Below are 19,988 nucleotides of genomic sequence, written 5' to 3'. Positions count from 1 at the left end.
CCGAGGGTTTTCCCTGCCCAACTCCCCTAGGGGGTTCCCTCATTGGGAGCAGGGTGTGCCTGGTTCTAGCTTATGGGTGTGCCGCTCGCCCGGGCATACGGGGGTCGGTCCCGCGACCCCCGTTGCACACCCCCACACCCGCGCGACCCCCCACCGGCAACCCTAATGAGGAGACTCATGTTCGGGCTCAACCGCGCCAAGAGAACCACCGCAGTCGTCGCAGCAGCCGCCGCTGCCGCAGCGACCGCACTGCTCAGCGCCCCCACCGCTGTGGCAGCCCCCCAGCCCATCGTCGGCGGCACCACGACCACGACCACGTCGTACCCGTTCGTCATGCAGATCACGGACGCCTCGCAGAACCAGTTCTGCGGCGGCACGCTCGTCTCCGCCACCAAGGTGATCACCGCGGCCCACTGCATGGTCGGCGAGACCACCAGCAGCGTGCGCGTGGTCGGCGGCCGCACGTACCTCAACGGTACGAACGGCACCGTCAGCAAGGTCAGCAAGATCTGGATCAACCCCAGCTACACGGACGCCACCAACGGCGACGACGTGGCCGTCCTCACCCTCTCGACCTCGATGCCGTACACGACGGCCTCGTACGTCTCCTCCTCGCAGACCAGCGTGTACGCGGCCGGCACCACGGCCCGCATCCTCGGCTGGGGCACCACCTCGGAGAACGGCAGCTCCTCCAACCAGCTGCGGACCGCGACCGTCCCGATCGTGTCCGACACCAGCTGCAAGAGCTCCTACGGTTCGGACTTCATCGCGTCCGACATGGTTTGCGCCGGATACACATCCGGCGGCGTAGACACCTGCCAGGGCGACAGCGGCGGTCCCCTGCTCATCGGGGGCGTCCTGGCAGGGATCACTTCTTGGGGCGAGGGGTGTGCCGAGGCGGGTTACCCGGGTGTCTACACCCGGCTGACCACGTTCTCCACCCTGGTGACCACACAGGTCAACTCGTAACCCGGAAGGTCTCCTGAGTACTCCTCAGGGAAGAACCAGGGTGCGTTGCGGGCTTCCACGAGCAGCCCGCAACGCACCCTGTCCATGTGCCCGGCAGGTCGTCCGATGCCTGCTACTTGTCGGCGACGAGCTGCCCGGCCGCTCCCCAGCTGTCGGCGGGCGCCTCGTGGATCCACACCTGCACGGTCTCGGCGGGGATCTTGTACGCGGCCACGAAGGCGTCGGCGGCGCGCTTGACGAGGTCCCGCTTCAGCTCGACGTCGCGCGGGCCCTGCTGGATGGTCACGACGGGCATGCTGAACTCCCTTGAGTCGGGCTCCTTTTCGGCGGGTCCAGTTCATCGCGCCGGGCGTCCCCGACCAAGAAGCAGCCCGCGAACGCGGCGATCAGTTCTCGTGATCGCCGCAGGCCGGCAGCAGGGTGTCGAGATGCGGGGGCGTACGCGTGGCATGCACGGCGAGCCCCGTCGAGAGAGTCGGCCCCGGTGCGGCGAACGGTACGAAGGCCACGCCTGGGTGGTGCAGGACGCGCGCGTGGGAGGCGTAGACGACGGTCCACAGCGGGCGGGTGCCGATGGTGGCGAGGGCGTCCTGGAGGGACCCGCCCACCGGTCCGGGCAGCGGCTCGAATCCCGCCGCGTGACAGGCGCCGACAACAAGGTCCACCAGTGCCGGGTTGTTCCGGCGCTCGGTGAGGGCGAGGGGCAGCGCGGCCAGTTCGTCGACGCGGATCTCGGGGCGCCGGGCCAGCGGATGCGAGGCGGGGACGGCGGCCACGAGGGGATCGGACCACGGGGGCAGCACCCGTACGCCCGGCACCGGCTCGACGGCCCGGACGAACGCGGCGTCCAGCTGCCCGCCGGCGACCCGGGCCGGCCGCTCGCCGACCGGCAGCGAGAACAGCCCGACGGGCACGTCCGGTGCCCGTTCGGCGAACGCGCCGAGAACCCGGTCCAGATGGGCGCCGAGCCCGGTACTGGTCCCGATCCGCAGCCCCGCCGGCGGAGCGACGGCGGCCCGGGCCCGCTCGGCGGCCAGCACTGCCCGCGCCTCGGGCAGCAGCCGCTCCCCCGCCCCCGTCAGCCGCACCCGCCGGGGCGACCGGTCGAACAGCTCGGCCCCCAACTCCCGCTCCAGCCGCCGCACTTGCTGACTGACCGCCGACTGCGCGATGTGCAGCCTCCCCCATGGCGGCCCGCCCGAAGTGCAGCTCCTCGGCGACGGCGACGAAGTAGCTGAGCTGCCGCAATTCCATGGGTTCGACTCTAGAGGGAGCTCCTGGACGCCTGTTTCAATGAGCCCCCTGATGGGAGTGATGGCCATGGTGTCCACGGACCGTTTCCTCGCCTTCGCGGCGATGTCGCTGCTGGTGATCGTGATCCCGGGGCCGAGCGTCCTGTTCGTCATCGGCCGGGCGCTCGCCCACGGCCGCCGCACGGCTGTGGCGACGGCGATCGGCAACGTCTTCGGCTCGTACCTGCTGGTGACGGCGGTGGCGTTCGGTATCGGCTCACTCGTCGAACGCTCGGTCACGATCTACCTGACGGTGAAACTCGCGGGCGCGGCCTACCTCGTCTACCTGGGTGTCCAGGCCTTCCGCCACCGCAAGGACCTGAAGGCCTCGGCGATGCGGACGGACCAGGCGTCGGAACCGCGAGGTGACCTGCGCACGGTCCTGGACGGCGCCCTCGTCGGCGTCACCAACCCCAAGGGCGTGGTGTTCTTCGCCGCCGTACTCCCCCAGTTCGTGAACCACTCGGCGGGCCATGTCCCCCTCCAGATGCTCCTGCTCGGCCTGATCCCCATCTCCATCGGCCTGGTCACGGACACCCTGTGGGGCCTCACCGCCTCGGCGGCCCGCACCTGGTTCGCCGGCTCCGACCGCCGCCTGTCCCTGATCGGCGGCGCGGGCGGCTTCACGATGATCGGCCTGGGCGTGACGGTGGCGGTGACGGGCCGCGCGGACTGACCCGCTACGGCGGCCCTACGCCCCTACGACCGTCCCGAACCGGATGTCGTACGACCTCCCCGGGTGCATGGTGTCGAGCATCCGCGCCCCTTCGGCGGTGACCTCGTCACACTGGGCCTTGGTCAGCCGACCGAAGGGCTCGACGACGAGATGACCGTCGCCGTCGTCGAATTTCCAGACCCCGGCGAGGAAGCCGTCGGCGAGGAGCGTGCGGTGGGCGACGTTGCCCTGCCAGGCACGGCCCCAGTACTCGGCCGGTACGACCCGGGTACGGTCGGCGTGGGAGAGGAGCAGATTGTCGAACTCGGGCAGGAAGCGCGGCGGGGCCGGGGTGTCCGCGGCCGGGCGGGGCGCGCCGGGGAGGTCGAAGAGTTCGACGCCGTTGGGGTCGTAGAAGGTGACGAGCCGCGGGCGCAGCCGTTCGAAGGCCTCGCGCAGCCGGGTCAGGCCGGCCCAGGTCTGCATGTCCTTGACGGAGGCCGGGCCGAAGGCGGCGAGATAGCGCAGCACGGTCGCGTCCGGGCCGGGCGCGGGTTCGGCGGGACGCCCCAGCCAGTGCTCGGCGGTGGTGAGCGCGACCTGACCGCTGCGGCCCCACAGCCCGCGTGGAGTGACCTGGACAAGGGGGAGTTTGCAGCGGGCGGCGATCGCGAGGGCCTGCGGATCGGCGGCCGGCCACTCGACGAGCAGCGCCTCGCGCAACTCCTTCATGGTGCGCGGCTCGGCCTCGACGAGTTCACGGGCGAGTACGGCGAGCCGGTCGAGGTCGACGCCAACGAGCCCCTTGCGGAAGTTGCCGAGCTCACGGTCGCGGGCGGCCTGCACCAGCGGGCGCAGGGTGAGGGCGTCGGCGGCCGTGTGGGTGTGGATGGTGGACCGCATGGTGACGATCCGGACGACCTCGCGCTCGGCCATCGGCCCGGACAGCGCCTCGGGCGTGAAGCCGTCGAGGCGGGCGGCGAGCGCGTAGTACGGCGGCTTGACGTTCTGGGCCTGGAGGCCGAGGAGATGCTCAACGGCGGCCTGGGCGGAGAGCGGTGAGGGGCGCAGGAGGAGCTGCCGGTCGAGGGTGGCGCGGTTGAGTGCGCGGAGGTCCAGTACGGGAGCGGTCGGGTTCTTCGCCATCGCGGTCTTCGCCATTCCGGTCTTCGCCTTGGTCACACTCCGCACGCTAGCGGCGATTGCGGACACGTTCGGTCCGCAACTCTCACCGTTTTCCGGACCCCGTTCCGACGCCGAGTCCGTTTGCCCCCGTATATCCTGCTCGTGCTCTTGCTCCGTGATCACGCAGCCACAGGCCCGATCGAGAGGCACCGCGATGCCCCAGCGACGCGCCCGCCCCACCTCGAAGAACGGCTGGACCGGCAGGACCCGTGGGGCCGGCGGAACCGGCGGAACCGGCGGAACCGGCCGAAAGTCCGGCTGGCGCCGCACACCCGCCCCGCCCCCGACGCCCGCACCCGAGCCTCCGACGTCCGCCGCCGACGCACCCCCTTACGAGCCCTCCGACGCGGGCAGCGTCGTCCAGGCCGCGCTGTACCGGGACGGGGTGCGGGTCTCGGCGCCGGACACCCTCGCCGACACCTTCCGCGAGCTGCGCGAACAGCCGTCCGGCATGGCCTGGATCGGCCTCGCCCGCCCCACCGAGGCCGAACTCCTCTCCCTGGCCGCCGAGTTCGACCTTCACCCCCTGGCGGTCGAGGACGCGATGGAGGCCCACCAGCGCCCGAAACTGGAGCGCTACGGCGACACGCTCTTCGTAGTCCTCAGCGCCGCCCGCTACTTGGACACACCGGAGGAGGTCGACTTCGGCGAACTGCACGTCTTCGTCGGCCCGGACTTCGTGATCACGGTCCGGCACGGCGCGGCGCCCGACCTCTCGGCGGTCCGCCAACGCATGGAGGAAACACCGGAGTTGCTCAATCTCGGCCCCGAGGCGGTGCTGTACGCGATCCTGGACGCGGTCGTCGACGGCTACGCGCCGGTGGTCACCGGCGTCCAGACCGACATCGACGAGATCGAGACGGAGGTCTTCCGCGGCGACCCGGCGGTCTCCCGCCGCATCTACGAACTCTCCCGGGAAATGGTCGAGTTCCAGCGCGCCACCCGCCCCCTGGTCGGCATGCTGCACAGCCTGATGGCGGGCTTCGCGAAGTACGGCACGGACGAGGAACTCCAGCGCTACCTCCGCGACGTCGCCGACCACGTCACCCACACCAGCGAACGAGTCGACGGCTTCCGCCAGGCCCTCACCGACATCCTCACGGTGAACGCGACCCTCGTCACGCAGCAACAGAACGCGGAAATGCGGGCGTTGGCGGAGGCGGGGTTCGAGCAGAACGAGGAGATCAAGAAGATCTCTTCTTGGGCGGCGATTCTGTTCGCGCCGACGCTGGTCGGCACGATCTACGGGATGAACTTCCGGCGGATGCCGGAGTTGCACTGGGCGCTCGGATATCCCTTCGCGATCGTCCTGATGGCGGTTGTGTGCACCAGTCTGTACCTCATCTTCAAGAGAAAAGACTGGCTGTGAGTAATCGTCCTGGGAGACGCTGCCGATCGGTGGCGTGGGTGCGATCGCCGGCTCCGACGATGCCTTCGAGGCCGCTGGGGAGAATGAGTCGCCCTTCGATCCGTCGGCGGGTTTTCGCCCGTACGTGAGGGCCGTCCACGCACACGTGCGACCAGTCGAGTTCACCGGTCGCGTTCAACTCGGCGAGCAGGATGCGGTGCAACGGGTCGAAGACCTCGGCCTGCTGCCACCTCTCCAGGCGCCGCCAGCTCCCACACCAAGATCCTTTTGCGAGCTCTTATGGCGCTCAGGTTCCGAACGGACGTCGCGGTGGTCCAAGTGTGCGCTGTGTCGGTTTTCCTAAGCTCCGACGGCAGAGAGAATTCCGGCCGCGTGGCCGTCAGCACCAGCAACGCCCACACCGGCAGGGGCGCGTGGCGGGCCTCATCAGGACAGCCCTCCTCACTTCTGAACCCCTTCAGTACATAAGCGCAATCAGCCCCTTGATCGTCGAGGAGCTGATTTTCTGAAATCCGGCGGTCGGGCAAGGCTGCCGTGGAAAGCGGAGACATGATGGGCAAGACTTCTTATGACTATGTCGTGGTGGGAGCGGGAACAGCGGGATGCGTGATCGCCTCCCGGCTTTCGGAACGCCCCGGCGTCCGGGTGTTGCTGCTGGAGGCCGGAGCCCGGGACGCAACCGAGACCATGGCATCCCCTTGGGGCTTCCTGGGGTTCGACCCGTCGTCCCTCTGGCTGGGCGCCTCGCCGGTGCAGGCCGGTACAGGCAGGGCCGCTGACGTGCTGCGCGGCAAGGCGCTCGGCGGATCGTCGAGCATCAACGGCCTCTACCACCTGCGGGGGCACCGTTCCGGTTACGACGAATGGGCCGGACTCGGTGCTCCAGGATGGGGTTTCGACGATCTGCTGCCCTACTTCCGCCGCAGCGAGAGCACTCGCAGCGGTGATGCCTCCGTGCGGGGCACGGACGGGCCGGTCGTGGTCGCCCCGGTCCCGGAGCCCCATCCGCTGGCCACGGCGGGCATCGACGCCGCGGTCGAGGCCGGGTTCGCACGCGCCGATGACATCGGCGGCGGGCTGGAGACCGGGTTCGGACGGAGCGACATGAATCTGCCCGGCGGAGCCCGCCAGAGCGCGGCCGACGCCTACATCCGTCCGTTCCTCGACCGGCCGAACCTGGACGTCGTGACGGACGCGACCGTGCAGCGGCTGCGCATCACCGCGGGTCGCTGCACCGGCGTGGAGTACACCATCGATGGGGAGCAGTTGTCCGTCGACGGCACCGAGGTGGTACTGACCGCGGGAGCCATCGGCTCCGCACACCTCCTGATGCTGTCCGGGATCGGCCCGGCACAACACCTGGAGGAACACGGCATCGACGTCGTCGCCGACCTGCCGGGAGTGGGCTCCCATCTGCAGGACCATCCGATGGCGGGCGTGGTGTACGAGGCCATCCAGCCCGTACCGTTCGTCCCTGCCAATCCGCCGGCCGAGATGATGGGCCTGCTGTGCAGCGACCCCGCCGCGGCGCGGCCGGACCTTCAGGTCTACGTCGTCGCCGCGCCGCTCCCGTCGGCATGGGGCGAGCCGCCGGCCAACGGCTACTCCATTGCCTTCTCCGCGATGGCTCCGCACAGCAGCGGCACCGTGCGCCTCGCGGACGCCGATCCCGGCAGCGCTCCCGTCGTCGACCCCGGCTACCTGAGCGACGACCGTGATCTGGAGGTCATGCGCAAGGGCCTGGCCCTGGCGCGCCGCATCGGGGAGGCCGAGGCGTTCGCCGACTGGCGCAAGCAGGAAGCGGTGCCGGGCTCCGGGACGAGCGACGCGTCCGTGGACGAGTTCCTCCGCAAGGCCACCGGCCCCTACTTCCACTACACCGGCACCTGCCGCATGGGAACCGACGCCGATGCCGTCGTCGACCCTGCGAACCTTCGTGTGCACGGAATAGCCGGACTGCGGGTCGCCGATGCCTCGGTGATGCCGTCCATCCCCTCGGCCAACACCAACGCGACCGTCTACGCCATCGCCGAACGGGCCGCCGAACTGCTCGACTGAGCCGTCTTCAGCGCCCACGGCGCTGCCGCGACGCGCTCGTCCCCGACGCCTGGACCGCCGGCAGTCGGTCGGAGTCCAGACCGACTGCCGGCATCCTGCTTGCCGAATGGTGAGCCGCGGGGCGGTGGATCACCTCTCAGCTCGCCGGGGAGCGCGACATCCCGCCGCGATCACCTGCCCAGGCCGCCCACAGCGCCGCCCTGTCTTGCGGGGGAAGCGAGCTGGGAACATCCACACCGGCCTGCGGTCGCACCTTTGTCACATGCTCCCGGCCGGCCCGTGGCCCGGCAGATGCCTGTTCGGCGAGGGCGGGGCTGCTCCGGCCGAGCGGGCGTACTCGGTGGGAGTCTGACCGTAGTGCTTCTTGAAGGTCCGGGTGAAGTGGCTGCTGTCCGCGAACTGCCAGTGTGCGGCCAGCTCCGAGATGCTCAGGCGACCTGACGGCGCGGTGAGGGCGAGCCGGGCCTCCTGCAGTCGCCGGCTGCGGATGTAGGAGGCCACCTGTTCGCCCACCGCGGCGAATGCCCGGTGCAACGTACGGACGGAGACGTTGAGTTCACGCGCGAGCATCGCGGGAGAAAGGCCGGGATCAGCGAGCCGGCGGTCCGCGAGGTCCTTGGCTGCCCGGGTGAGCGCGGGAGCCAGCCGGGGTTCCACGTCGTCGAACCGGCCCTTCGCCACTGCCTTGACCAGCTCGATCAGGGCGCCGTGGGTGGCTTCCACACCGGCTGGGCCGAGGTCGGCCACAGTTGTGTGAATCATGTCCGTGAAGGCCGTCAGCAGGCGTATCTCGGCCGAGTCCGTCGGCCCGGTGATGACGCGGTTCCCGAGCAGGGGTTTGAGTTCGCCCGGAGGCAGGACCAAGAACTTCGCCGTGATGTGCGCCGACGTCTCGAAGGCCGTCAGACGCCCGACGTGCCGGACGAGGAACTGCCCGGCCGGTACGGTCTGTTCGGCGCGACCACGCGGGCCGCCCAGAGTCCATGCGCCGCGCTGCACCACGTACATGGCCACCAGATCCTGATCGCCGCCCGGAGCGTCCGCGGTCCGGGTTGCCGACGCGGCGTGAAGATCGGCGATCGCCGCGCCCTGCACCTTGGCCACGCTGCCCTTGACCCGGAAGTCACCGATCGTGTCCGGGCTGAAGTCCGGCAGTCGGAAGACGTCGTCGCCGATCTGCGTCTCCCATCCGCGCCGGAAGGCGTCGAGTCCCCGCGGTGCGGCGCCCGGGGCGGTCGAGTCCACTGCGAGCACCCCACGGGCGCCGTCGACCCCCGCTCCAGAACTGTCCATGACCCTCTGATCCCCCCCCACCGTCAGTGCTCAGACGCCATCCTGTGGTGCTCGTGTTCCGCAGGACGTCACCACGGCGCATGTGCGCACTGCGCCAATCTTCCTACAGCGACCCGGGTGACGAGGGTCGTGGGAGAGAGCTGATGCGTTCTGATCCGGCGAGACGAGCTGATCGCCTGCGTACGCGCCGCCGTGGCCGGCTCGCCCAGTTCGGCAACGAGAGACGCGACCCGTGATGATCAAGCTTCGCCAAGCCTTTGATCACGAACAGAAGCCTTCGCCCACGAACAGGGGGTCGCGTTTCGCCTGCCATCCCCCGGTCGGCGTCCTGCAACTCCACACCGCGGACACCAATTCCACCTGCCCGGAACCGTCACAACTCAGCTGCCTGGCAGACGTGTTGGGCCGGATGCCCGATCCCCGCCCCGGGGCGGCCGCCACCGCCCGAGCTCCCTGCTCGCGCTGTACGTGGTCGCCGTCCTCGACGGAGACACGTCCCTGGCGGCCATCGCCCACTTCCCCGCCGACCTCGTCGACGAACCCGTCGACACCCTGGTCCGCTGCCGGGTCGCCGCACTCGACGCCTGCCGGACCGTGATCGCCCAGCGCCGGATCCCCGCGAGCGCGGGGGCGGGGACTCACGGTCCAACGCCGAGATCGACACCATCGGAAGACCGGCAACTCCCCGCCGTTCCAGCGTCAGTGAGTCGAGTCGTGCCGCCGCCGGGCGCGTCCAGAACCTGTCCGGCCGATCGCACACACCCGCGGGGTTCGCCACGCACAGGTGCGACTTGTCGTCGCCCCCTTGGACGCGGCGGGACTGCGAGAAGGGAATGACGCGGCCGGAATGGTTCCCCTACGTCGGCGAGTTGGAACTCGCGGAGAACGTCACCTGGTACGGGATGGCGACCACCGGTCGATGGGGTCACGGCGGTCTGCTCTCCGGCCCCGGCAAGGCTCCGGTGTACGCGGGCTTCTACTGGTCTCAGGTGGGCGACGAACCGGCGGTGGCCCGGGCCAGCATGGTCGTCCTGCCGCTGACGGATCCGGCCCGGATCATCGCGGCGGACTGGACCGACGGATACAACGGCTACGAACCGGCGGCGTTGGACGGATACGCCGTCCCGTGCAGCGATCCGTTCGATCCGCTGCACGTCGACGGCCGCGATGCCGACGCCGATCTCCACGAGGTCGAGCGGATCATCGCGGCCGACGACGGCCAGGGCCGCCGGGCCAACTACGCCGAGATCGTCACCGATCCGGACCGCGGTGGCAACGCCCTGTTCTTCCCGGTCAATGAGGAGGAACGAGACGGCTACGAGGCACTGGAGGAGGACGGAACGGTCGTCTGCCTCGCCTTCATCGCCTACGACTTCCCCTGCTGAAGGGTGTCGCACAAGGCCGTGATCCGGGCATCTCCGGTATATGGCTGGAGGACGCAGGACGACACGGCCGGACTCGGTCAGCCCGGCAACCCGATCAGAACCAACGTGATCACGCGATTCGGCCTCCGGAGCAAGCACCTGCCGGCCAACTTCCCTGGGCGAGTTGCCGGTCACTCGCCGGTGGCGCCGTCGATGGCCTCGCGGAGGAGATCCGCGTGGCCGACGTGGCGGGCGTACTCCTCGATCACGTGCTCAAGGACGAACCGCACGTCCGTGTCACCGAATTCCGGGTTCGGCACGATGCGCCCGAGGTCGGCGGTCACCGCCGCGAACACCTGCCGCGACTCCTCGCACGCCTTCAGGTAGTCCGTGTAGACGTCCCTGGCCGGCGTGGCGTCCGCCTCGTCGTACCACTCGTCGCCGTCCGCGGTGACGTAGGTCCGATACGGGAAGAAGCGGGGCGCCGTGCCGGCCAACGTCCGCTGGAACCAGGCCCGTTCGACCCCCTGCAGATGGCGCATGAGCCCCAGCAGGGTCAACGCCGAGGATCCCAGGGGGCGTAGCCGCAGTTGCGCGTCCGAGAGTCCCTCGCACTTCCACAGGAAGGTCGCCCGGTGGTAGTCGAGATTCGAGGCGATCACCTCCAACCACGGGCCCGATACGGTGCGTTCGGGCCTGACGATCTTCTGGACGACGACGTCACTGGTTCGCATGCCCAAGAAGACCTCTCTGCGCATCGGAACTCATCGCTGGACGGACCCGCCGAGGCTTACTCCTTCGACGAGCACATCCGCGCAAAAATCAGGTGGTCCACATTCGGTCGGACAGGCACCATGCCTCGGTGAGCTCTCGGATCCCGGCGACAGCGATGGCGACGGCGACGGCCCGATACTCTTCGCCGCCTCCGACGCCCTTCAGGACGCACTTGCCGCTGCCGGCCAGTCCCGGCTTGTCGAAGCCGGTCGGCTGTGGGTCCGGGAGCGGGCGGCGTCCGGCGAAGCGTTCGGCCAGGAGACAGCTACCGGGATCCTGGTCGATCTGGCCCGGCTTGCCCACGGCATCCGCGGGCAGGACCAGCGCCTGTACTGCTGGACGGCACAGAGACGGAGCAGGCATGTGGGACGGGCCCTTCTACCGCGTCAGGCGCACCGGGTACGAGATCTGCTTCCTGCCCGGTGCGGGCGAGGACCTCGACGAGGTCTGCGACGTGGACATGTGGGTCATCCGTGACGACGGCGAGCGCTGGTCGGGAACCGTACTCACGCTCGACGAGGTGCGCCGTGTCATGGACAGGCAGCGGCAGGCCGGCGAGCCGGAAGGAGACTACTGGTGGTGCTGGGACGGCCTTGTCGTCCGTGACCCGGGCGTGCCGTCAATGGTCGAGGTCATCGACGGGCTCGTCGCGACGGGCGAGTACGAGACGGTCCTTCGCAACGCCGGGCCCGAAGACGACGTTTGATCCGGCGATCCGGCTCACTCCGAGCTACCGGCCAGGCCGCGGAGCGGCACAGCCGACGAACGACAGGCCCCTCACTCACCCGCCCTCCCCTACCCGCTGCCCCTCACTCACCCGCCCTCCCCCACCCGCACCCCCTCCACCCGCGAGAGCCACGCGGTGAGCAGCCCCTCCAACGCCTCCGCCTCGCTCGCCGTCAGCAGGCCCAGCAACCGGTGTTCGTTGCGCATGTGGTCCGTGAACGCCCGGTCGATCAGGTCGTGTCCGGGGCGGGTGAGGGCGACGATCCGGCCGCGCTGGTCGTCGTCGGCACGGCGCCGGGTGACGAGTCCGGCGCGCTCAAGGCGGTCGATCCGTTTCGTCATCGCGCCGGTGGTGACCATGGTGTGGGCGGCCAGTTCGCCGGGTGCCCGTTCGTAGGGCTCGCCGGCGCGGCGCAGGGCGCAGAGGACGTCGAACTCTCCTTCGCTGAGTCCGTAGCGCCCGTAGACGAGGCTCAGCTCCTCGGTCAGGTGACCGGCCAGGCGGTGCAGCCGGCCGATCACGCCCTGTGGGGTGACGTCGAGGTCGGGCCGCTCACGGCGCCAGTCGGCCTGGATGCGGGCTACGTGGTCCGGCGGTCGCGGGTCGTCCATGCGCACCATGATAGCTTCCCAGGAAGCTATACTGTCTTCCATGGAAGCTAATCCGCGGCGGGTGGCACTGACCGCCGTCGCACCGGTGGCCTGGGGCGCCAACTACTACGTCACCCATCAGTTCCTGCCGCCCGACAGCCCGCTCTACGGCGCGGCTCTGCGCGCCCTGCCCGCCGGCCTCGTCCTGCTCGCCCTGCGCCGGCGACGACCGCGCGGCGCGTGGTGGTGGCGGTCCGCCGTGCTCGGACTGCTCAACGTGAGTGTGTTCTTCGTCCTCGTCTACGCCGCCTCCCAACTGCTCCCGACGAGCATCGCCGCGACCGTCATGGCGGTGTCCCCGCTGGCGATGATGCTCATCGCCTGGGCCCTGACGGCCGAGCGGCCCGGCCTCCCGCACCTGGCCGGCGCCGCGATCGGCCTCGGCGGGGTCGGCCTGATGCTGCTCACGGGGGCGGGCGGAGTGAGCGTGCCGGGAGTCCTCGCCTCGGCCGCGGCCATGCTCGTGTCGGCCTTCGGCCACATCCTGACCAAACGGTGGAACAGCACCGGTACCGACGTACTCGCCTCGACCGCCTGGCAGCTCACCGCCGGCGGATTGCTCCTCCTGCCGGTCGCCGCGGCCGTGGAGGGGCCGCCGCCCGCGCTCTCCGCGTCGGCGCTCCTCGCGTTCGGCTACGTCTCCCTCGTCGCCACCGCGCTCGCCTTCGCCGTCTGGTTCACCGGGCTACGACACCTGCCGTCCGGAACGGTGGGCCTGATCGGACTGCTCAACCCCGTCACCGGCGTACTGCTCGGCACGGCGGTCGCCGGAGAGGCGCTGACGGTCCGTCAACTGTGCGGACTGGCACTGGTCCTGGCCGGAGTCGTCCTGGGCCGGCCCACTCGCCCCACCCGCGCGGGCCGCCTCCCGCGACCCCCCGTGACGAATCGGCCGCGCGACCGGACGCGCCGTCGGTGCGGATGAGTAAGCTCCTTTACAGACGAGTTGACGCTGTGGGGGGCAAATGTCGGCGGAGAATCGCTTACGGCTGGACGACAACCGGATCCGGCATCTGGAGCTGATCCAGCAGAACGTGGCCCGGATGGGAAACAACTCGTTCCTGATCAAGGGCTGGTCGCTGACGGTCACCGGCGCACTGCTCGCCTACGCCGCCGGGAACGGCAAGAGCTCGGTCGCGGTGGTGAGTTTCGTCCCGGTCCTGGCCTTCTGGCTCCTCGACGCCTACTTCCTGTACCAGGAGCGGCTGTTTCGGCGCCTGTACGACCAGGTGCGCCGCCCGGAGAACCCGATAGAGCCCTTCGCCATGAACCTGGCAGCCGGCCAGGAGAGCGCGGGCGTCCTGAAGGCCGCCGTCTCTCCCACCCTCGCCTTCTTCTACGGGGGTCTGGCCCTGGGCCAGGTGTTCGCGCTGGTCTTCGTGCTGTGATGCCGGGCCGGTGCCGCCTCAGTGCCGACGCACGGTCAGCGCACCACGCAGTCTCCGCGCGGACTCGTCGAGCAGCTCCGGATCCTCCTCGGCCTTCGCGGGCCACAGATAGGGCATCCGGTCGCCCTCGTAGCGCGGCACCACATGGACGTGCAGATGGAACACCGACTGCGTGGCGACCGCCCCGGACGACTGGATGACGTTCAGCCCCTCGGGGCGGTGGGCGGCCCGCACCGCGTGGGCCGCCCGGAGAACCGCCGCGCCGACGGCCGCCGCCGTCTCCTCGTCGAGGTCCCAGATGTCCGCGACATGCCGCCGGGGCACGACCAGCACATGCCCGGGGTGCACCGGCCGCACGGGCAGGAACGTCAGCGTCTCCGCGGTTTCGGCGACGACGCGGGCCGGTTCGCTACCGGCGGCGATTCGGCAGAAGACGCAGTCGGCGCCGCGACGATCCACTCTCATGCGTCGACAATAGGCCCGTGCGCGGGCACACCCCTCGGCGGACGCCGCCGCCGTCGCCTTCGGGGAACGCCAGGGGCGGATCATCCGTCACCGGATCCCGGGCAAGGTCGGACACGTACGTCTCAGGCCCACCACAGACTTCCCGCCGCCGTGACATCCCCGCCCTGGGTGATCCGGAAGTCCCACCCCTCGTCCGCCGGCTCGCACACGACGTACGCGGGCGGGTCCCAGTCCGTGAACCGGGAGGCCGTCATACGGCAGCCGGTCAGCCGGGCGGAGGTGTCGCCGCTGGTGAGGCATGCGGCCTGGCGGGCGGCTTCCAGGAGGACCATGCCGGGGATGTGGTCGCTGGGGTGGTCGAAGAACAGCGGATGTCGAAGGTCGGCCGGTGCCACCCGCAGGGAGCCGGTCCCGTCCCGGGCCACCATCACGCCACCGGGGGCGGGGGCCGAGACGTCGGTCGGCGGGAGTCGCCCGACGTCCTCGCCCGGTGCCGGAAGCGCTCCCGCCCGGGTGCCTCGCAGCCCCCAGTACTCGTCCTCGGTGAGGATACGGGCCCGGCCCTCGGCGCTGCCGAACTCGGCTTCGCCCGCGGCCAGTTCGAGCCGGAGACTGAGCGCGACGGGATGAGGGAGGCCCTCGACGCGACGGACGTCGTAGACCCTGGCGCGGCAGGTCACGTCGGTCGCGCCGTAGCCGACCACGGGTTCCGTGGCGGGGTCGAGCCGGAAACCGATGGTCTTGATGACGGATTTGCTCGTCCCGGGGACGCCCAGGAAGCGCTGGCAGAGGTACAGGCAGCCCTGTCGGAGGGTTTCGGCGATCAGGAGCGGGTCGTGCCGGTCGCCGGATCCCGGCCGGAAGGTGGTGTGGGAGCGTGACCACTGCGCGGCGAGCAGATACCGTCCCTCGCCGAGCGCGTGTCCGTCGGTGAGGAGGACCTCGGCGACCGACTTCCGGTGGACGAGACTTCGCGGTACGGAGCGGTCCCAGCTCAGCGCCGGTACCGCCGCCGCATCGGAGGGGGAAGACCCGGTTGATTCCTTCATAAAATAATAGGATGCGTGGTCCTTGCGGGTGCGGATAAGAAATGCCGCGCTGTCCGATAGATTCGCCTGAAAAGACGATTCGGCGTGAAGGGCAAGGGTCGTTGAGGGCGATGCAAGAACGCGCGGAAGCCACCCGGCAGGCCGTCCTGGCGGCGGCGGCAGTGCTGTTCGAACAGCATGGATACGTCGGGACGAGCATCAGCGACGTGGCGCGGCAGAGCGGTTACACCAGCGGCGCCATCTACTTCCACTTCGGCAGCAAGGAGGGCCTGGCCGCCTCCGTCTTCGAGGCGCACTTCGGTGAATGGCCGAGGCTGGTGGAGACGTGGACCTCGCTCGACGGGCCCGTCCTGGACCGGCTGGTGGGCCTCAGTCTCGCGGTGGCGCGCGAGTTCCGCGACAACGTGGTCGTGCGGGCGGGCAACAGACTCTCGAACGAGAGCAAATCCATTCCCGCCGAATTGCCGCGGCCGTTCGTGGGCTGGATCGAAACCGTCGCCCAACTCCTGGAATCCGCGCGGGAGAACGGCGAACTCGCCCCGGAAACCGATACCGAGCGGGCCGCCCGGGTCATCGTCGCCGGTTTCTTCGGCACCCACACCGTGTCCGACGCCCTGGACGACCGCAGACACGTCGAGCAGGCGGTGACGGACCTCTGGCTCTTCCTGCTCCCCGCCCTCCAGGCCGCCCCGGACCCGCACGGCTGCCTGGACCGGGCCCGCACCCTGCTGGGTCAGTCCTTGTAGTCCGGGGCGATGCGCTCCACCAGGCGCAGCAGCGCCGACCATCCGAGGTCGTAGGCCTTGTCGTCCTGGAGGTCCGACTTCTCGTCCTCGCTGGCGAGTTGACGGGTTGTCAGTTCACGGACGTCGGGGGGCGGGGGTGCGCAGCGGGGTGCCCGTGGCGGTCGTGGTGGTCTGGATCTCGCAGGCCTTGTCGAGGTAGTACATGCGCAGGAACGCCTGCGCGGGCGTCTCTCCTACGGTGAGCAGGCCGTGGTTGCGCAGGATCATCGCGGGGTGGCCGCCCAGGTCGGCCACCAGGCGCCGCTGCTCGGCGAGGTTGAGGGCGACGCCCTCGTAGTCGTGGTAGCCGAGCCTGCCGTAGAACTCCATGGAGATCTGGTTGAGCGGGAGCAGGCCGGTCTCCTGGGCGGCTACGGCGCAGCCGGACCTGGTGTGGGTGTGCAGGACGCAGTGGGCGTCGGGGCGGGCGGCGTGGATGGCGCTGCGGATGACGAAGCCGGCCGGGTTGACCGGGTGGGGGGGGACTCCTCGACGGGGTGGCCGGACAGGTCGATCTTGACCAGGTTGGACGCGGTGACCTCCTCGAAGAGGAGGCCGTAGGGGTTGATCAGGAAGTGGTGTTCGGAGCCCGGGAGGCGGGCCGAGATGTGGGTGAAGATCAGGTCGGTCATCCGGAGGTGCGCCACGAGCCGGTAGACGGCGGCGAGTTCGCGGCGCAGCCGGAGTTCTTCCGAGGACATGGGGGCCTTTCGAGGGGATACGGCACGTGCGGGTGCGGGTGGGGGGTTCCGGTACGGGTGGGTCGGGCCACGCTCGACTCCGGTGCGGTGGGCGCCGGTTCGCCCGCCGGGCGGCGGTGCCAGGCCTGGACGACGGACTCCTCGGTCGGCTTGGTGAGGAGGCTGACGGCCACGTGGGCGACGAGGCCGGCCAACAGGCCGTAGTAGATGGGCTCGTTGGCGAGGAGGCCGTCGGTCACCATGAGGACGACGACCGTGGTGCCGCCCGCGATCATCGAGGCCATGGCGCCGGGCAGGTTGCCGCGCTTCCAGACGAGGCCGCCGAGGATGGGCACCAACAGGCCGCCGACGAGCAGGTCGTAGGCGACGGTGAGGGCTTCGATGACATCGCCGAGGGCGCAGGCGATGCCCATGGCGGCGATACCGAGGACGACGATCGCGAGGCGGTCGGAGCCGATCTCGTCGTCCTTCGAGCCGGTGACCGTGCGCCTGCGCAGCCGGGCCCAGATGTCGTTGTCGGCGACGGTCGCGGAGGCGATCAGGGCACCGCTCGCGGTGCACATCATCGCGGAGAGCGCGGCGGCCAGCACCAGACCACGGACGCCGGTGGGCAGCGCGTGCCGGACGATCGTCGCGAACGCGTCGTCGTCGGCGGCGGGGTTCGGGTAGAGGGTCCTGGCGGCCATGCCGATGACGGCTCCGGCCAGGGCCTAGACCAGACAGTGGACGCCGGCGACGGTGCCGCCCCAGGACGCGACTCTGTCGGAGCGGGCGGTGAACACCCGCTGCCAGATGTCCTGTCCGATGAGCATGCCGAAGGTGTGGATCAGCACGAAGGTGAGGATGGTCTGGCCGCCGATGGAGGTCAACGAGACGTAGCCGTGGGCCGGTTCGCCGGGGGCGCCGGTCCTGGTCGAGACCCTGCGCACGTGGCCGACGCTGCACGGCAGTTGGGACCGTACGGCGGCGGCCCTGCGAGTCCACCGGAACACCGTGCGGCACCGTCTGGCACGGGTGGCCGAACTGCTCGATGTGGACCTGCAGGATCCCGGCGTGCGGATGGGACTCTGGTTCGCCCTGCGGTGGTTGCCGGACGAGGGCCAGGACCGCTCCGTTTGAGGCTCAGCGTTTGCCGTCGGAGCGCTTGCGGTGGAGGGTGAAGTTCTCGAACACCGACAGGTCGCCGTTGGGCTTGTTCACGTTGTAGTAGGTCACGTGCATACGGGTGGTGCCGCCCGGGTGCGAGCCGGGGTCGACGGTGAACGCGGCGAAGCCGTAGGGGTGTTCGGTGTCCCGGACGCCGATCCACACCGCCTCCTCCTTGGTGTAGGTGGAGGTGCGCTTGCCGTTGGAGCCGGGGGTCGCCGACACCGACGTGATCACCTTGCCGGTGCCGTCCTTGAAGAAGCTCTGGTTCGTGGTGCCCGAGACGCCACCGCCGCCGAGGATCATGTGGACGGTGCCGAGGCCGGTGTCGATGTCGTCGGTGGCCGTGGAGACCGGGTTGGGGGTCAGCGTCTCGGTGCCGCTGACGACTCCGCGCACGGCCAGCGAGCGCTCGTAGTTGTGCTCGTGGCCGCAGAGGACCAGGTCGACGCCGTAGCGGTCGAAGAGGGGGCCGTACTTCTGGCGCAGACCCAGGTCGGCGCCGTTGGCGTCGGTGGAGCTGACCATGACCTGGTGCATGGCGACGACGATCCAGTCGGTGTCGCGCGAGGCCCGGGCCGCCTTCAACTCCTTCTCCAGGAAGGCGAGTTGGCGTCCTCCGGAGTAGCCGCTGATGTAGACGTCACCGCCGTCCTGGAGGCAGTTGTCGTCGTTCTGCAGCACGATGACCCGGACCGAGCCGGCCGTGAACGCGTAGTAGAGGCCCGCGAGTTCGGCGTCGGTCTCGGTGGACGGCAGGTCGAAGTAGGTCTGGTAGGCACCGAGTCCGATCGGGCCGTTGGCCTTCTCGATCTCGTGGTTGCCGGCCGCCGGCATCCAGGGGCGGAAGCGGGCCGAACGGGTGTTGTTGGTGAAGAAGTTGTTCCAGGTGCGCACCCGGTCGACGTCCAGGTTGGCGTAGCAGAGGTCGCCGTTGAGCAGGTGGAAGAGCGGGGCGACCTGCTCGATGCCGGTGACGATGTCCTTCGTCGCGGGCGTGGAGTTCGCGTCGAGGCCGACCGTGCCGTTGGCCGCCCAGGTCACCTGCGGGGCGGACTGGTCGCCGAAGCTGGTGAAGGTGAGCGGCTTCCGGCCGCGCGGGGCGGTGCGGAACGTACCGCTGTCGGGGGTCGCGCCCTCGTGGGTGGCGAGGTAGAGGTAGTCGGTGTCCGGGGTGAGCCTGTTCAGCGCGGCGTGGTGGACGTAGACGGTGCGGCCGGAGGTGCCGTCGACGTAGCTGACCGTGCGGGCCTTGGCGCTGGAGCCGAAGCCGTGCTCCAGCGTGCCGTAGCGCACGACGGGTCTGGTCACCGGTTTGTCGGTGATCCAGGAGACCGTCATCCGGGTGCGCGGGTCCGCCCCGAAGGTGAGGTGCAGGCCCTGGACCGGCACCGCGCCGGAGGAGTCCGCGGTGCGGTGGAGTGCCGGGGCTTCCAGCGGGGCGGCCTGTGCCGTTCCTGCTCCCAGCAGGGGGGTGACGGCGGCGCCCGCGCCCGCCGTACCGAGGAGACCCAGCGCGTGCCGCCGGCTGACCCCCTCGGACGACTGCGCCGAACCGTCCGGTGTCTCTGTCTGTGCGGTCATGATGCCCTCCCTGGCGAGCAGTTGAGCTGACAACGTCCGCACCCTGGCGCTTCCCGGCGGCTCCTGAGTGAACAGTGCGTTGCCAGACGGTCGTCGCGTCTCACGCGGTGGTCCGCGGCGGCGATTCTTGCCCCGCGCTTTGCCGGGGGCAGCCACTCCGTTGACACGGGCGGGAGGTGGAGGGCGAGTTGAGGGATCAATTCCGGCCACCGCCGCCCCGGCGTCGGGAACCGGCACCGCGAGGCGGGCGACATCCTCGCGGATGTGGTGGCGCGGCCCGGCGACCTCCTCGCCGTGCCGGCGGCCGGTGCCCATCACCTGTCCATGGCGTCCGGTCATCTGTCCATGGAGTTCGTTTGAGCCTGGTCGGCCGCCCGCCGGTCGTCGCGGTGGCCGACAGAATGACCTGCGTCCTGGTCCGCCGCGAGTCGCCGGAGGACACGAGTCGACGGGCCGTCGGGCCGTAAACCAGGTTGTCTAGACCGCCGGGCGAGGCAAAGGTCACAGCCGCGTCCTCTGCTGCTCACCTGCACG

The 19,988-nt window shown here is 70.1% G+C and carries 20 protein-coding genes and 4 pseudogenes; 11 read left to right on the top strand and 13 right to left on the bottom strand.

The features are described from left to right. Positions 1 to 177: 177 nt before the first annotated feature. Complete coding sequence (locus ACWDEW_RS00655; RefSeq protein WP_450508227.1) at positions 178 to 969, top strand: S1 family peptidase; 792 nt, start codon at positions 178 to 180, stop codon at positions 967 to 969. Positions 970 to 1,081: 112 nt separating this feature from the next. On the opposite strand, the gene dmpI is transcribed toward ACWDEW_RS00655, so the two are convergent. After that, positions 1,082 to 1,264 carry a 4-oxalocrotonate tautomerase DmpI gene (dmpI, locus tag ACWDEW_RS00650; RefSeq protein ID WP_450508225.1) on the bottom strand — a complete coding sequence of 61 codons (183 nt, stop codon included), beginning with the start codon at positions 1,262 to 1,264 and terminating at the stop codon, positions 1,082 to 1,084. 91 nt (positions 1,265 to 1,355) lie between these two features. Further along, a pseudogene (locus ACWDEW_RS00645) lies at positions 1,356 to 2,223 on the bottom strand (LysR family transcriptional regulator). 66 nt (positions 2,224 to 2,289) lie between these two features. On the opposite strand from ACWDEW_RS00645, the gene ACWDEW_RS00640 reads away from it, so the two are divergent. After that, positions 2,290 to 2,937 (top strand): LysE family translocator, encoded by a 648-nt coding sequence (locus ACWDEW_RS00640; protein WP_450508224.1) that lies wholly within the window; start codon positions 2,290 to 2,292, stop codon positions 2,935 to 2,937. 15 nt (positions 2,938 to 2,952) lie between these two features. Here ACWDEW_RS00640 and ACWDEW_RS00635 read toward each other — a convergent pair whose 3' ends face one another. Continuing rightward, entirely contained in the window at positions 2,953 to 4,062 is a 1,110-nt protein-coding gene (locus ACWDEW_RS00635) for a winged helix DNA-binding domain-containing protein (protein ID WP_450508731.1), read from the bottom strand. 193 nt (positions 4,063 to 4,255) lie between these two features. On the opposite strand from ACWDEW_RS00635, the gene ACWDEW_RS00630 reads away from it, so the two are divergent. Both ACWDEW_RS00630 and ACWDEW_RS00625 read left to right on the top strand, forming a co-directional pair. Beyond that, a complete protein-coding gene (locus tag ACWDEW_RS00630; RefSeq protein WP_450508222.1) occupies positions 4,256 to 5,470 on the top strand; it encodes a magnesium and cobalt transport protein CorA in 1,215 nt (404 codons plus the stop codon). Positions 5,471 to 6,022: 552 nt separating this feature from the next. After that, a complete protein-coding gene (locus ACWDEW_RS00625) occupies positions 6,023 to 7,528 on the top strand; it encodes a GMC family oxidoreductase (protein ID WP_450508729.1) in 1,506 nt (501 codons plus the stop codon). Between the two features lie 258 nt (positions 7,529 to 7,786). Here the strand turns inward: ACWDEW_RS00625 and ACWDEW_RS00620 are convergent, their stop codons facing one another. Continuing rightward, positions 7,787 to 8,821 carry a helix-turn-helix domain-containing protein gene (locus tag ACWDEW_RS00620; protein ID WP_450508220.1) on the bottom strand — a complete coding sequence of 345 codons (1,035 nt, stop codon included), beginning with the start codon at positions 8,819 to 8,821 and terminating at the stop codon, positions 7,787 to 7,789. A gap of 833 nt (positions 8,822 to 9,654) precedes the next feature. Here ACWDEW_RS00620 and ACWDEW_RS00615 point away from each other — a divergent pair. Continuing rightward, positions 9,655 to 10,206: a hypothetical protein gene (locus tag ACWDEW_RS00615; protein ID WP_450508218.1), complete on the top strand. Its 552-nt coding sequence runs from the start codon at positions 9,655 to 9,657 to the stop codon at positions 10,204 to 10,206. Positions 10,207 to 10,376: 170 nt separating this feature from the next. On the opposite strand, the gene ACWDEW_RS00610 is transcribed toward ACWDEW_RS00615, so the two are convergent. Continuing rightward, positions 10,377 to 10,919 (bottom strand): DinB family protein, encoded by a 543-nt coding sequence (locus ACWDEW_RS00610; RefSeq protein ID WP_450508216.1) that lies wholly within the window; start codon positions 10,917 to 10,919, stop codon positions 10,377 to 10,379. 88 nt (positions 10,920 to 11,007) lie between these two features. Continuing rightward, positions 11,008 to 11,322, bottom strand: coding sequence for a hypothetical protein (locus ACWDEW_RS00605; protein ID WP_450508214.1), 315 nt, complete (start codon positions 11,320 to 11,322; stop codon positions 11,008 to 11,010). On the opposite strand from ACWDEW_RS00605, the gene ACWDEW_RS00600 reads away from it, so the two are divergent. Beyond that, complete coding sequence (locus ACWDEW_RS00600) at positions 11,321 to 11,665, top strand: hypothetical protein (protein ID WP_450508212.1); 345 nt, start codon at positions 11,321 to 11,323, stop codon at positions 11,663 to 11,665. The two genes, ACWDEW_RS00605 and ACWDEW_RS00600, sit on opposite strands and share 2 nt — an antisense overlap. 107 nt (positions 11,666 to 11,772) lie before the next feature. Here ACWDEW_RS00600 and ACWDEW_RS00595 read toward each other — a convergent pair whose 3' ends face one another. Continuing rightward, a complete protein-coding gene (locus ACWDEW_RS00595; protein ID WP_450508210.1) occupies positions 11,773 to 12,306 on the bottom strand; it encodes a MarR family winged helix-turn-helix transcriptional regulator in 534 nt (177 codons plus the stop codon). 31 nt (positions 12,307 to 12,337) lie between these two features. Here ACWDEW_RS00595 and ACWDEW_RS00590 point away from each other — a divergent pair, with 31 nt between their 5' ends. Beyond that, on the top strand, positions 12,338 to 13,261 hold the full coding sequence (locus ACWDEW_RS00590) for an EamA family transporter (RefSeq protein WP_450508208.1): 924 nt from the start codon (positions 12,338 to 12,340) through the stop codon (positions 13,259 to 13,261). Positions 13,262 to 13,301: 40 nt separating this feature from the next. Beyond that, complete coding sequence (locus ACWDEW_RS00585) at positions 13,302 to 13,724, top strand: hypothetical protein (RefSeq protein WP_450508206.1); 423 nt, start codon at positions 13,302 to 13,304, stop codon at positions 13,722 to 13,724. An 18-nt stretch (positions 13,725 to 13,742) separates the two neighbouring features. On the opposite strand, the gene ACWDEW_RS00580 is transcribed toward ACWDEW_RS00585, so the two are convergent. Both ACWDEW_RS00580 and ACWDEW_RS00575 read right to left on the bottom strand, forming a co-directional pair. After that, positions 13,743 to 14,189 (bottom strand): HIT family protein, encoded by a 447-nt coding sequence (locus tag ACWDEW_RS00580; protein ID WP_450508204.1) that lies wholly within the window; start codon positions 14,187 to 14,189, stop codon positions 13,743 to 13,745. A 122-nt stretch (positions 14,190 to 14,311) separates the two neighbouring features. Further along, positions 14,312 to 15,238 (bottom strand): ScbA/BarX family gamma-butyrolactone biosynthesis protein, encoded by a 927-nt coding sequence (locus ACWDEW_RS00575; protein WP_450508202.1) that lies wholly within the window; start codon positions 15,236 to 15,238, stop codon positions 14,312 to 14,314. Positions 15,239 to 15,348: 110 nt separating this feature from the next. Between ACWDEW_RS00575 and ACWDEW_RS00570 the strand changes: the two genes are divergently transcribed. Further along, positions 15,349 to 15,984: a ScbR family autoregulator-binding transcription factor gene (locus ACWDEW_RS00570; protein WP_450508200.1), complete on the top strand. Its 636-nt coding sequence runs from the start codon at positions 15,349 to 15,351 to the stop codon at positions 15,982 to 15,984. 114 nt (positions 15,985 to 16,098) lie between these two features. On the opposite strand, the gene ACWDEW_RS00565 is transcribed toward ACWDEW_RS00570, so the two are convergent. The 3 genes and pseudogenes from ACWDEW_RS00565 to ACWDEW_RS00555 form a co-directional block, all read right to left on the bottom strand. Then, the gene (locus ACWDEW_RS00565) at positions 16,099 to 16,461 is read right to left on the bottom strand and encodes a class II aldolase/adducin family protein (protein WP_450508727.1); all 363 of its coding nucleotides are present in this window, start codon (positions 16,459 to 16,461) and stop codon (positions 16,099 to 16,101) included. After that, entirely contained in the window at positions 16,395 to 16,724 is a 330-nt protein-coding gene (locus ACWDEW_RS00560) for a class II aldolase/adducin family protein (protein ID WP_450508198.1), read from the bottom strand. Before ACWDEW_RS00560 ends, ACWDEW_RS00565 begins: the two co-directional genes overlap by 67 nt. 62 nt (positions 16,725 to 16,786) lie before the next feature. Beyond that, positions 16,787 to 17,602, bottom strand: a pseudogene (locus tag ACWDEW_RS00555) (sodium:solute symporter family transporter); the annotation flags it as partial. Between the two features lie 22 nt (positions 17,603 to 17,624). Between ACWDEW_RS00555 and ACWDEW_RS00550 the strand changes: the two are divergent. Beyond that, positions 17,625 to 17,843, top strand: a pseudogene (locus ACWDEW_RS00550) (helix-turn-helix domain-containing protein); the annotation flags it as partial. A 3-nt stretch (positions 17,844 to 17,846) separates the two neighbouring features. Here ACWDEW_RS00550 and ACWDEW_RS00545 read toward each other — a convergent pair. Beyond that, positions 17,847 to 19,454 carry a purple acid phosphatase family protein gene (locus tag ACWDEW_RS00545; protein ID WP_450508197.1) on the bottom strand — a complete coding sequence of 536 codons (1,608 nt, stop codon included), beginning with the start codon at positions 19,452 to 19,454 and terminating at the stop codon, positions 17,847 to 17,849. Between the two features lie 222 nt (positions 19,455 to 19,676). On the opposite strand from ACWDEW_RS00545, the pseudogene ACWDEW_RS00540 reads away from it, so the two are divergent. Beyond that, positions 19,677 to 19,921, top strand: a pseudogene (locus tag ACWDEW_RS00540) (diaminopimelate decarboxylase); the annotation flags it as partial. Between the last annotated feature and the right edge of the window lie 67 nt (positions 19,922 to 19,988).

This window comes from Streptomyces sp. NPDC001100 (assembly GCF_053598575.1).
Note: the sequence above shows the minus strand (reverse complement) of the source record. Positions and strands in the feature narration are given on the sequence as shown.